This window comes from Psychrobacter celer, from assembly GCF_016107555.1.
Classification (GTDB): Bacteria; Pseudomonadota; Gammaproteobacteria; order Pseudomonadales; family Moraxellaceae; genus Psychrobacter; species Psychrobacter celer.
Genome location: NZ_JABASU010000037.1, coordinates 1 through 12,570 on the forward strand (window position 1 = coordinate 1; position 12,570 = coordinate 12,570).

Annotated in this window: 8 protein-coding genes and 2 pseudogenes; 7 read left to right on the forward strand and 3 right to left on the reverse strand. The window is 42.9% G+C overall.

Annotated features, from left to right (window positions below):
* Positions 1 to 73 precede the first annotated feature (73 nt).
* From JFC05_RS12195 to JFC05_RS12205, 3 genes and pseudogenes are all read left to right on the forward strand, one after another.
* Positions 74 to 430: pseudogene (locus JFC05_RS12195) on the forward strand (RNA-guided endonuclease InsQ/TnpB family protein); the annotation flags it as partial.
* A gap of 83 nt (positions 431 to 513) precedes the next feature.
* The gene (locus tag JFC05_RS12200; RefSeq protein ID WP_198337075.1) at positions 514 to 1,653 is read left to right on the forward strand and encodes a M14 family metallopeptidase; all 1,140 of its coding nucleotides are present in this window, start codon (positions 514 to 516) and stop codon (positions 1,651 to 1,653) included.
* A gap of 278 nt (positions 1,654 to 1,931) precedes the next feature.
* The gene (locus JFC05_RS12205) at positions 1,932 to 2,819 is read left to right on the forward strand and encodes an ABC transporter ATP-binding protein (protein WP_198337076.1); all 888 of its coding nucleotides are present in this window, start codon (positions 1,932 to 1,934) and stop codon (positions 2,817 to 2,819) included.
* A 223-nt stretch (positions 2,820 to 3,042) separates the two neighbouring features.
* Here JFC05_RS12205 and JFC05_RS12210 read toward each other — a convergent pair whose 3' ends face one another.
* Both JFC05_RS12210 and JFC05_RS12215 read right to left on the reverse strand, forming a co-directional pair.
* Positions 3,043 to 4,299, reverse strand: a complete 1,257-nt coding sequence (locus JFC05_RS12210) for a type II toxin-antitoxin system HipA family toxin (protein WP_198337077.1) — start codon at positions 4,297 to 4,299, stop codon at positions 3,043 to 3,045.
* 4 nt (positions 4,300 to 4,303) lie between these two features.
* Complete coding sequence (locus JFC05_RS12215; protein WP_192520902.1) at positions 4,304 to 4,609, reverse strand: helix-turn-helix domain-containing protein; 306 nt, start codon at positions 4,607 to 4,609, stop codon at positions 4,304 to 4,306.
* 335 nt (positions 4,610 to 4,944) lie between these two features.
* On the opposite strand from JFC05_RS12215, the gene JFC05_RS12220 reads away from it, so the two are divergent.
* The 4 genes from JFC05_RS12220 (at position 4,945) to JFC05_RS12235 (ending at position 11,947) form a co-directional block, all read left to right on the forward strand.
* Positions 4,945 to 5,811, forward strand: a complete 867-nt coding sequence (locus JFC05_RS12220) for an exonuclease domain-containing protein (RefSeq protein ID WP_198337078.1) — start codon at positions 4,945 to 4,947, stop codon at positions 5,809 to 5,811.
* Between the two features lie 37 nt (positions 5,812 to 5,848).
* A complete protein-coding gene (locus JFC05_RS12225) occupies positions 5,849 to 8,266 on the forward strand; it encodes a tellurite resistance TerB family protein (RefSeq protein ID WP_198337079.1) in 2,418 nt (805 codons plus the stop codon).
* 70 nt (positions 8,267 to 8,336) lie between these two features.
* Entirely contained in the window at positions 8,337 to 9,650 is a 1,314-nt protein-coding gene (locus JFC05_RS12230) for an ATP-binding protein (RefSeq protein ID WP_198337080.1), read from the forward strand.
* A 38-nt stretch (positions 9,651 to 9,688) separates the two neighbouring features.
* Positions 9,689 to 11,947: a DEAD/DEAH box helicase gene (locus tag JFC05_RS12235; protein ID WP_198337081.1), complete on the forward strand. Its 2,259-nt coding sequence runs from the start codon at positions 9,689 to 9,691 to the stop codon at positions 11,945 to 11,947.
* Between the two features lie 494 nt (positions 11,948 to 12,441).
* Here JFC05_RS12235 and JFC05_RS12240 read toward each other — a convergent pair.
* Positions 12,442 to 12,570 (reverse strand): annotated as a pseudogene (locus tag JFC05_RS12240) (IS982 family transposase); the annotation flags it as partial.

The following is a 12,570-nucleotide window of genomic DNA, read 5'->3' on the forward strand; positions in this document are numbered from 1 at the left end:
TTTGTTTATACCAACTTAGTTTACTCTTTCTCATAGTGCTATCCTAAATAATTTTACTTATCTAGGACAGCCCCTAATTCATAAATTCACATCAAAGCTTATCAAAGCCAACAACTTAATCGTTGTTGGTCAAATCAAATCAACATCATTCACTTCATCCAAACTGGCCAAGTCCGTCTATGACGCGGGTTGGCTTGAGATTAAGCGGCAACTGGATTATAAATGCGCGAACGCAGGTTGCCACTATCTTGAAGTCAATGAAGCGTACACCACCCAAACCTGATCAAATTGCGGCTCTCGCCAAGACAGTCCGAAAGGTAGATCAGGTCTTGGTATAAGAGAGTGGTTTTGTCGTTCTTGTAAAACGACCCATAACAGAGATGTTAATGGAGCAAAAAACATTCTCGCGGTCGGGCTTGGCCGTCTTTAGTAGGAATCTCCTCACTTTAGGGAGGGGAAGTCAAGGTGCTCTGCATGTTTGAACACCGTCATAAAACTTATAAAGGATAAATTATGCATATCACGGCAAATTTCGATGCAGGTAATATCGATATTATCAATACACAAAATAAAAACGACATTCAACTGGCGATTCGACCAGACGAGGGGGGCGAATTTTTTCAGTGGTTTAATTTTCGCCTAACAGGTCAGGCAGGTGAAAAATACACTTTAAATATCGTCAACGCAGGGGAGGCGTCATACGTTGCAGGGTGGGAGAACTACCAAGCAGTTGCTTCCTACGATCGGGAGTATTGGTTCCGTCTGCCTACCACTTATAAAGACGGCAAGTTGACTATAGTGGCAGACTTGGAATATGACAGTATTCAAATTGCCTATTTTGCCCCATACAGTTATGAGCGTCATCAAGACCTGCTGGCGGCTGTCCAAACGCACCCATTGGTAGCGTTGGAGCATCTGGGCGAGACCCTTGATAAGCGTGATTTGACGTTAGTAAAAATCGGTAATGGTGATAGCAGTAGTGAAACACAAAAACGCAGCATTTGGATTACCGCTCGCCAGCATCCCGGCGAGACGATGGCAGAGTGGTTGGTTGAAGGGCTGATATATGCGTTGCTAGACAGCGATAATGCCACTGCCAAGCAGCTATTAGAAAAAGCCGATGTCTATATCGTGCCAAATATGAACCCCGATGGTAGTGTGCGTGGACATCTACGGACCAATGCTGCTGGTACCAACTTAAACCGTGAATGGTCTAACCCAAGCTTGGACAAAAGCCCTGAGGTCTTTTATGTAATCAATAAGATGGAGGAGACTGGCGTTGACCTCTTTTATGATGTGCACGGCGATGAAGCGTTGCCATATGTGTTTTTAGCCGGCTCACAGGGCACGCCAAGCTATAATGATCGTCTGGCACATTTGCGTGATAGATTCTCAGAGGTGTTAAAGCTTGCTTGTGCAGATTTTCAGTCTGAATATGGCTATGAGATCGACGCACCAGGCACCGCAAATATGACCGTCGCTACCAATTGGGTAGCCGAGCATTTCGATTGTCTGGCCAATACGTTGGAGATGCCTTTTAAAGACAATGATAATAGCCCTGATGCAGTGACAGGCTGGTCGCCTGAGCGTTCTATGAGGCTGGGTGAGGCATCGTTGGTTGCGATGTTGGCAGTCGTCGATGATTTACGCTAGTTTTAAAAATCTAGCCACCGATACTGTTTGAGTCATCAATATCTCTTGTTATTACTATCTAAAAATAGCGCCTACAAGGGCGCTATTTTTTTGTCAAAAAAAAGAGAACAATGATAAAGCGGTAAATACTGCCCTTATCGAGATTATTATCAAGGCTTTTTCATCGAAGTGTCATAACTGACCGATACACTGCTGAGCTACACAAGACAAGTAATTTAATAAATGACGATTAAATAGACAGTCATTTAAATAGACAGTAAGCGACTAGGTGAGTGGATATGTTAGAGTTAAGACAAGTGACAAAAAAATATGAGGACAAGGTAATATTTGAGGATCTTTCACTCAGGATAAATAAGGGTGAGATAGTGTCCATCTTAGGGCCATCTGGCTGTGGTAAGACCACTTTATTGCATATGATTTTGGGGTTGACCGACATCAATGGCGGCCGCATCGCCTATAACGGCGAGGACATTACCCGCGTCTCCATGAGGCAAAGAGGCTTTAATATCGTCTTTCAGGACTATGCGTTATTTCCCAACCTGAGTGTCAAACAAAATATCGAATATGGTCTGCGTAACAACCCGAATATGAGCACACAACAAGAAGTCGATGAACTGGTCGACTTGCTCGACATCAAAGCCCATCTAAATAAGCGTATTCATCAGTTATCTGGTGGTCAAAAGCAGCGTGTCGCGCTGGCACGTACATTGGTAATGAAGCCAAAGATACTGTTATTAGACGAGCCGTTATCGGCACTAGATGGAGTAATTAAAGAAACCGTCAAAGCGCGCATTCGTGAGATTGCCGTACGCTATCAGCTGACTACCTTGATCGTCACCCATGACCCCGAAGAGGCGATGACGTTATCGGATCGTATCCTACTGCTATCAGAAGGCAAGGTGGCGCAATTTTCTGAACCCGCTGAAATCATACACAACCCTGCCAATGATTTTGTCACCAACTTCATTCTTAATCAGCTCAATATCAAACGCCGCAATATCTTAAGCTTATTTGCTGATGGTCTCTCTGAAACCGACCCGCTGAGTAAATACACGCAAACTCAAAACTATGGTCATCATGAGGCTGATATTATCTCCCGTCCTACAGACTCTCATACTCTCACCGCTCATGATAAGCAAAAGTCAAAAAACGCGGTAAAAGGCTAAGCTGATAAAAGCCTGTAGTAGATAATGATAATTATTTAACAAAGACTAAAAACTAGGTATGACATGGGTTTAAAGGGCTTGAGGTAATGCGAGGTTATATCTAAATACAATGATTGGCGCGCCCACCACGCATCGACTAATACACCTTAATCCTTAAAATATAAGGTCTATAGGATTTGTTTTATTAATTTTAACAACAAATTTAACAACTTATATAACGCCATCAACTTGCCATCCGCTCAATGTTATCTTTTATATCACAAGCGACCTTATTTGATAACTCTTTTTCAATATCATAGTTGTCAATGATAGTTAAAAACGCTTCAGCGACTGATGCTACTTGATCAATCATTGCTTGAGCTTTATTTTTCTTAATATCAGCTGCTTTAGCCAGTTTCAGTAAGTCAGATCGAGTAGGGTGCTTCGCTTCACCTGTCACATCCATTTGATGATAACCATTCATTCCTGAGTTATAAGCAAGATCATAAACGGGCGCTAATGACCACCTGCCAGCTTTGTCCATCATAAAAGAGAAGTTTTTGCTATGGTCGTCTTTATTATTAAAAATCACATTAAATACCGCATGTCTAAAACCGTCTTCTACCGCGGCTTGTGACCCAGTTAACATACGCACACAGCGCAAATACTGCAGATAATCTAGCGATGGGATGCGAAAATCAATGTCTAATAAGCCTGCCAGCGTATGAGTATGCACGCGCTGATCGCCTATTCGGTCAAAACGTTCAACCCCAAACGCGGCATAGTCGTTATTAATATCAAAATAGTGATGCGCTGGCATGTTAAGACCTGCTTGTTTTGCCATATCAGCGTAAAGCGCTTCTAATAGACAGACGCTTTTGTGCTCAGACTGAGCAGGGAACTTGATAAGCCAAGGTGTTGCCGGTGGGTTTGCGCGGGTTAAATCAGTAGTGATAAAATCACTTGCCTCATCATATAAAACCAACGCTTTTGGTCTAGCGCCCTGAGGGGAGCCGCCAATAACGATAAGCTCAGCCAATATGTCACTGTCTTGACCCGATAGAATGGTTTGATTGGCAGCCGCAAGCTTCGCTAAAGTCAGCTCCGGCATATCAATAGCATCAGATAAATCATGCTCAGGTTCAAAGCTCAGGGCGCCCATGGCTGAATCGCCAATATAAGCCAAGCGATCTAAAACATTAATTTGCTGTATAGGTTTGTCCATAACCTTCCGAAAAAACCTATCCATCAGCAGCATGCCCCAACCATCAGGCAAGCTATCTGACAACAGACCGCAAAGATAATGACTGGACGCATGACTGCCATAATAAGGCGCACTGCGTAGTGGCATCTCGATAGGCGATATCTCTAAACCATCAGCAATCCACGCCGCATCATAGCCAAATACAGGGCGGCGTCCGTCCATTGTGAGCTGACCGATAAGACGTTTGGATCCAAAGCCTTTATAATAGACATTAATAACAGATATTGGTTGGTACATAGCGTTACTCGCTAGCTTTATTTGATGCTCGCAGGCGTGGGTTTTGTTTAGCGATAATGTCTTCAATACTGCTAGGTTTGATGTCAAACAATTCGGCAAAATGATTAATCATACCAAGTGCAATGGCAAGCCGGATTACATTATCTAGCGTGCCACCTTGTCCCGACTCAATGCGAGCCACTGTACTGACACCAACACCTGCTTTTTCTGCTAGAGTAGCTTGGGTTAGATTGAGTACCAATCGCTGCGTTTTTAGGCGCTCACCCAAAATGACAGCTATCTCACTTGGCGTATAAAAATCAAATCGCATATTATGTTAATCGCTCATAATTGGATGTTTAAGTGCTATTATAGCATTTAAAGACTCAAATATGAATGATGGTGTATATAAGTAATAAGTTGACAGCAAATTATATTGCTCTAGCACTCATCTTTAGTGTCATGAATCATGCGGAAAATATTAAAATATAGTTTTAACCCTTTAAAGTATAGCGCTTGTGAAGCAAGAAGATGTCGCAAGGCTATCGTCAGAGTTTCAATAGAGCTCTATTCATATTTATCAGTCAGATAGGTTGGGATGTCAATTTTAGTTTACTGTTATTAGCGATTCAGATATATTACATACCATTTGTGCAAGGATAGATGATGAATTTCGTGACTATTGATGTGGAAACTGCTAACTCAGATGTCGGCTCTATTTGCCAAATAGGAATGGCGAAATATATCAAGGGTAAGCTGGTAGATACTTACTGTCATCTTATCAGACCAGCGTCTAGCTTTAGTCGAGTAAATACAGGCATTCACGGTATCGATACCATGCAAGTTAAAGACGCGCCGTCTATGTTTGATATTTATGGCAATATCATTCAGTTTGTTGGGAACAATATGGTGGTCAGTTACACCGATTTTGATCAAAGAGCGATAACCAAATGCTTAGATGATCATAATTTACCGCTACCTTCTTGGCAATGGGTAGACGCCTCACGCATGGTACGTGATACTTGTCAGCGCTTTAAGGATTCAGGATATAACCTTGCCAATGTGTGCCGCGAGTGGCGATATGATTTTAACCATCATGACGCCTTAGAAGATGCTAAGGCATGCGGTTTTGTGACAACTACGATTCTTAGAGAAAATAGCGCCTGCATTACAGAGTGGTTACAAGACGCCTCATCTCAATCAAAAAACAAACATACGCCGCCGCGATTCCCTCAAAATCGAGCGATAGCAGGCAATAAAGAGGGGCGGTTTTTTGGACTAAATATTTGTTTTACAGGTGAGCTGTCCATAAAGCGGGCCGAAATTACTGAGATTGCTGCAAAGCAAGGATTCCATGTTAAGGCAGGTGTGTCCAAAAAGCTTGATTACTTGGTTGTGGGAACGCCCGACTTAGCCGTACTAAATGGACATGATAAAAGCAGTAAACAGCGCAAGTCTGAGGCGTTGATAGCAGAAGGTAGTGATATCAGTATTATTACAGAGCATGAGTTTCTTAAAATACTAAAACTATAGTTTGATTCTTTGTTTTTTATAATGGGCTTCATAGATAATGAAAAACTTCATTGATAACGTCATGGCACGGTTTAAAGAGAAATACGATGCCAAGGACAATGATACAAAGTCCACTTTTATCGATTTGCCGCCTGATATAAAACAGTCAAGTCGTACGAGCCAATACGATAACAGTGACTCAGATGATATCGATAACCTAGCGACGTTTGTCCTCTCATCAGACGACTTAACAAGCCGTCAAAATGACCAAATTATACCCTCAAATCAAAACCTCAAAAAAGGACGCTGGGTCACTCAGTACGAGTCCATAACGATTCATGGTCGCACAATTGAACGGGGATTTATTTATGTGGGTGCGCAGCTTGATACATTGGTCGGCTATGGTATTGAGCCCTCATTAATAGATGAGCGCTTATCAGTCAGTCCGCCGAAATTCATACATAGCATGACCACCATTTATAGTGATGAGTCGCTTGGATACTGGCCAGCTTACGTGCAGCTTTCACCCGCATGCCGCGGCATTTATTTAGACTGGTTGGCGTCAGATCGTACCCATCCTAATATACCCATCGGTTACGTGTTTATTTACTTCAACGGGCTTGAGCGCCGCGTGATTGAAAGTATCAGTGAAGATAATGTCTCTGACGATGAGTTCATTAGCCTCTATAATGAAGTGTATCGTTTGCATACGATTTATGGCGAGCAGTCCTCTTTTTATAATTATTCCGCCCGTCTTTTAGAGTTTATGACGCTGGTGCGCTCACCACTATTCGAAGAACGATTACAAGCCAACCAAGTGTCACCGCCACCTGCCAACAGCCATAATCTCATCTTTAAAATGCAATTGGCAAAAATCGTAACTTTAAAACAGCCTGTTCCTACGACATTGGCGTGGGAGTGGCTGGTTTTTTCTAATGAGTATCATTTTAAAACGCCTGCAAGGCGCTGCGCATCAGAGTTCAAAGACTTGTTTGATGTTTTATATCAAAAAGCCTATCCCAAAGGTTTTATGGTTGCCCCTAATAAAACCAAATTAAAATTAAACTATAATGCTGCCAGTCGTGCCATTGGTTATGTTGATCTAACGCTTGATGACTTGCAAGATGCCAGTGTTTTAAAAGCACCGGTTAAAAAATTGACGGCTATTGCTGAGCAATGCAACGAGGCGTTAGATGCTTATAGTCGCTATTTGGGTCGTGATAATAACGACAAAATGGACATCGATGCCATATTGCTATTGCCAGAGGTATTGACTGAGCGACCAGATTATCAAAACAAATATCCTGCCATAAAAGACTTTAAACTATGGGCGGAGTCTATTGTTTTAAACAATGAAGGACTGACGACAGTTGATGCATTGTGGCGTTGTATTCATGAGCGGTCATCCAACGCGCCTGCATCATCCCATGCGTTGCCTCGGTCATTAACCAAAAAACATCATGAGCGTATTATTAATTTAGCCGAGCGGGTAGGCTTTGGTGTCGTACCTGATCCGCGTTATTATCAGGCTAAGCTAAAGTCGGATGGGTATGTCGTTATATTTCGCGGCGGTCACGGTCATGACTTTGAGCCAAGCGCCGCTTTTTATCAAATCAGCTTAGCGCTCAGATTAGGAGCAATGGTTGCCACTATAGATGGTCATGTTGATAAGCAAGAAGTAGATACGCTATTGACAATTACTGAACAGGACCAGTCACTGTCAAGCATTGAGAAGTCATCATTAAAGGCATACCTACTATGGCGATTAAACACGCCATCCAATATGGCAGGATTAAAATCAAAACTTAGCGCTTTAAGTGAGGATCACGTCAGCTTTATCAGCCATTTTATTATTAGCGTTGCCTTAGCAGATGGTCAGGTAAAACCAAACCAAGTTAAGCAAATTGAAAAGCTATATCAGGCGTTAGGTCTTGATAAGCAAGCCGTTATTAGTGACATTCATCACATCACCAGTAATAGAAATTTATCAAAAACCACAACTGCGCTGAATCAAAAAGCAGATATTATGGGTGACGCTATAAGTACAGCTGTTAAAGACAGCTCACATCAGCCGTTTGTTTTTGATAAAGAATTATTAGCTGCTTATGAGAGCGATACTGGGGATGCCAAAGCCATGCTGGCAAGCATATTTGCAGATGAGGACATAGCAGATGACGCAGATGAAGACAGTGGTGTATTGTCAGATGTGCCTGTAGATGACGACACCGCTCATAATACTTTAGTAAAAGGGTTAGATACCACGCACAGTCAGCTTTATCAGCAGCTTATTAGCAAAGAGGTTTGGCAGCGTGAAGAGGCTGAAGTCTTGTGTGAGTCACTAAACCTTATGATTAATGGGGCTATTGAGACTATTAATGACTGGGCTTTTGATAATGTTGATGCGCCTGTGTTAGACGATGATGATAACATTGTGATTGATTTTGAAATTGTCGATGAATTAAAAGCACTGGTCTGACAGTTGTGATCATTCTGATAATAACGATAGCAATATAATAAGAACGTAATGACAGCGTAAGGATAAACCCATGACAAGCAAAAAAATCAGAACCAAAGAGCGCGATGCCATCATTCAATCGCTAAAGGCTGGCGTGACCCCAAAAGTGGGTATTCAGCATATTCAAGTGGGGCGTATTCATGAGCTCAAAGCGCTGATTGATGATATTGATCGCGTGACGGATGGTGGTTCCGCCTTTCGGTTGATTATTGGGGAGTATGGATCGGGCAAAACCTTTTTTTTGAGTGTGGTAAGAGCGATTGCGCTTGAGCGTAAGCTTGTCACAGTAAACGCTGATTTATCACCTGACAGACGCATTCAGGCATCAAGTGGGCAAGCACGGCACTTATATTCTGAGCTCATGCGTAACCTATCGACGCGTAATAAGCCAGACGGCAATGCGCTTGCAAGTGTGGTCGAACGCTTTATTACCGAAGCTTGCAAACGCGCTGATAGCACGGATGAACCCATTGGTGAGGTGATTCAAGATAAGTTGGCTGAGCTGACAGAACTGGTGGGCGGTTATGACTTTGCTAAAGTGATCGAAGCGTATTGGCAAGGTCACGAATCAGGCGATGATGTGCTAAAAGCCAATGCCATTCGCTGGTTACGGGCAGAGTACTCAACCAAAACCGATGCCAGACGCGATCTGGGCGTGCGTACGATCATCTCTGACGCCTCATTTTACGATGCGCTAAAGATTATGAGTCTGTTTGTACGTCAAGCGGGTTATCAAGGCTTATTGGTCAATCTAGATGAGATGGTCAATTTATATAAGCTCAATAGCACTCAAGCTCGTCAAGCCAATTATGAGCAAATCCTACGTATTTTAAACGACTGCTTGCAAGGGTCAGCCGCTCATTTGGGTTTTTTATTGGGTGGTACGCCAGAGTTCTTACTTGATCCGCGTAAAGGACTCTACAGCTATGACGCGCTACAAACACGGCTTGCAGACAATAGCTTTGCCAAGCGGGCAGGCGTGATTGATTACACGTCCCCTGCGCTGCACTTAGCGAGCCTTACGCCAGAAGAGTTATATATCTTGCTCAAAAATCTGCGTCACGTTTATGCAGGTGGCGATGAAACCAAATACTTAGTACCAGATGAGTCCTTGCAAGCTTTTTTGCAGCATTGTAGCCAAACCATTGGTGACGCTTATTTCAGAACACCTCGCAATACAATTAAGGCGTTTTTGGATATGCTTGCCGTCATTGATCAAAATCCAGACGTATCTTGGGATCAGCTCATAAGCGCGGTTGCCATTGATCCAGAACATCCGTCTGATATGGATATCGATATGAGCGGGATGGATGTAGAGGATGAATTGGCTGATTTTAAACTATAAGCTTTCGATAATACTCATAACAATAAGAGAAATAACTTTTGAGAGACGCGCATTTTCAGCTTGATCATCAGGTACAGCGCTGGATATTTAATCAAGGCTGGCAAGGGTTACGTGACGTTCAAGCCCAAGCGATAGTGCCCATTTTATCAGGTGATACAGATGTATTGATCAGTGCGGCAACGGCAGCGGGCAAAACGGAAGCGTTTTTCTTGCCTGCCTGTAGTGCGCTTATGCGCTCAGATAAGCGCGATAATGGCGTCGGTATCTTATATATCAGCCCACTCAAAGCATTAATTAACGATCAGTATCGCAGGCTTGAAAGCTTGGCTGAGCTGCTTGATTTGCAAGTGACGCCTTGGCATGCTGACAGCTCTTTAGGTCAAAAGAGACAACAGAAAAAATCACCATCCGGTATTATTTTGATCACGCCTGAATCGCTTGAGTCGCTGCTTGTGCGTGATATGGGCTGGGTCAAACAAGCATTTAGCAACTTACAATATATTGTGATTGATGAGTTTCATGCTTTTTTGGGAGGCGCGCGCGGTCAGCACTTATTGTCGTTATTGACAAGGCTTGAACATGTGACCAATCGTATCACCTCGCCCATCCCACGAGTGGCATTGAGTGCCACCTTAGGAGAGCTGCAAAGCGTACCGCGGTCACTCAGACCCAACCAGTCGCTGCCTTGCACCATCATAGAAGACAGTAATGCCCGCGCTAGTGTCAAAGTTCAGGTAAAGGGCTATGTTCAGCCCAGCCAATTAACACTTAACACGAATCAAGAACAGGCGGATTCTGAATATCACGTCTTTGAAGGTATCGATGTTCTTGACACTGCTGAGACAAAAGTCTGCGCTGATCTCTATCGATTGTGCCGCGGCGGCAATCATTTGGTATTTGCTAACAGTCGCGCGCGTACCGAGCTGATTGCCGCAGGACTGAGTGATCTGTGTGAGTACAACACCGTGCCTAATGAGTTCTTTCCGCATCACGGCTCGCTCTCAAAAGAGCTAAGAGAAAGCTTAGAGAGTCGATTACAAAAAGAGGCGCTGCCAACCACTGCCGTTTGCACCATGACTTTAGAGCTTGGTATTGATATTGGTAAGGTTGACACCGTCATTCAAGTCACCGCCCCACATTCGGTTGCAAGCCTTCGCCAGCGACTTGGACGCTCAGGCAGACGCGGCGGATCAGCGGTACTTAGAATGCTGATTACCGAGCATGAAATCAATAAAGACAGTAGCCTAATCGATGACTTGCGGCTTGAATTGATTCAATCTCTCGCGATGATAAGGCTACTCATTACCGACAAGTGGTTTGAGCCTGCCAACACGTCTTTATATCATTTTTCAACATTATTGCATCAAGTACTTGCCCTAGTTGGACAATGGGGCGGCATTCGTGCTGATCAAATATACGTGCTCCTGTGTAACCAAGGTCCTTTTCAAAAGGTGAAACCTGCGCACTTTAAATTGTTGCTCATTCAAATGGGGGCAGCGCAACTGCTGACCCAATTGGGCAACAATCAACTCGTACTAGGCGTGATGGGTGAGCGTATAGTCAGTCATTATACTTTTTATGCCGTGTTTAAGACTCCAGAAGAGTACCGTATCGTGGCTGGCAATAAGACGCTGGGAACACTGCCCATTGACACCATGATATTGCCCGACCAATATATTATTTTTGGCGGTAAGCGCTGGCAGGTCAAAGATGTTGATGTTGAGAAAAAAATCGTTGATGTCATCAAAGTCAAAGGCGGCGGTAAGCCACCAACATTTGGTGACAGCAGTATGTCCATACATGACAAAGTTCGCCAAGAGATGATTGGTATATTGAACAAAAAAGACTACCGAATTCAAGTTGGTAGTGAGTACATAGACTTTGCCGATACAGTCGCAAAGCAGTTGTTTTTAGACAGTATCAAAACGTTTGAAAGATATGACTTAAGTCATCAATCACTCGTCAATAAAGACGGCAGTTGCTATATATTTATGTGGCGCGGCGATAGCGTGGTTAATACGTTGGTAGCGCTACTGTTACAACATGGATTTACGGTTGAGAGTTACGCTGGGGTTATTTGCGTACTCAAAACCAGTTCTGCTCAAGTCTATGCGTTTTTACAGAAGATCGCCCAGCGCCCAGTACCGACTGCCACTGAACTTGCTAAAACTGTTCCTAACAAAATGATCGAAAAGTTTGATGAATATCTACCTGATGAATTGCTTGATATGGGTTACGGCGCACAAGCATTTGATATCGAGGGATTGGATGATTGGCTAAGGACATTGAGTAAATAAATTTTTTGAAACGGTATCATCATTACCTTTATGATAGCTATCAGGTTTTTGAGAAAGCAAACCCCGATATCACTCATGCCACCTAAGAATTTTGTAAAACTGACGAAACCCTGCTGAGCGTTTACTATTATAGCCTAGCAGGGTTTTTTCTGCTAAATCGCACTAGGCGCATATCACTCTATTCTATGAATACTGATAATGCGATACCCTAAAAAAGGACAGAATAGTCACCTGATAAGTAAGGAAAAATTAATATGTATTCATATTCCTAATAAAAAATATAACGATTCATATGATTTAAATATTGCCTTTGTGATCTACCAGCAATAGCGCTAATCTTTTTAAACTTGGATTGGTAAACCTTTAGAAGGTTTCAGTCAATCGTCATTACTATCAACTCAAAATATCGTATAACCTAGAAAAAAAATTACTAGGTAATCTATTATACTTAACCCCAGTTCGGGATAAGCCACATTGTAACTCATTGATACTATTTACAATGTGGCTACCTGTCCCTGCTGAGGCATGTTTTTGATGGTGGGTTTATAGGGAAACCAGCAATAAGCAATTAAACCTGACAGCAAGTTTGTGATAAACCCCGTGACACTACGATGGCGTGAGTG

Coding starts and splice junctions, on each gene's coding strand:
- JFC05_RS12210 (WP_198337077.1), bottom strand. CDS start 4,299: ATGTACCAACCAATATCTGTTATTAATGTCTATTATAAAGGCTTTGGA.
- JFC05_RS12205 (WP_198337076.1), top strand. CDS start 1,932: ATGTTAGAGTTAAGACAAGTGACAAAAAAATATGAGGACAAGGTAATA.
- JFC05_RS12220 (WP_198337078.1), top strand. CDS start 4,945: ATGAATTTCGTGACTATTGATGTGGAAACTGCTAACTCAGATGTCGGC.
- JFC05_RS12215 (WP_192520902.1), bottom strand. CDS start 4,609: ATGCGATTTGATTTTTATACGCCAAGTGAGATAGCTGTCATTTTGGGT.
- JFC05_RS12200 (WP_198337075.1), top strand. CDS start 514: ATGCATATCACGGCAAATTTCGATGCAGGTAATATCGATATTATCAAT.
- JFC05_RS12230 (WP_198337080.1), top strand. CDS start 8,337: ATGACAAGCAAAAAAATCAGAACCAAAGAGCGCGATGCCATCATTCAA.
- JFC05_RS12225 (WP_198337079.1), top strand. CDS start 5,849: ATGAAAAACTTCATTGATAACGTCATGGCACGGTTTAAAGAGAAATAC.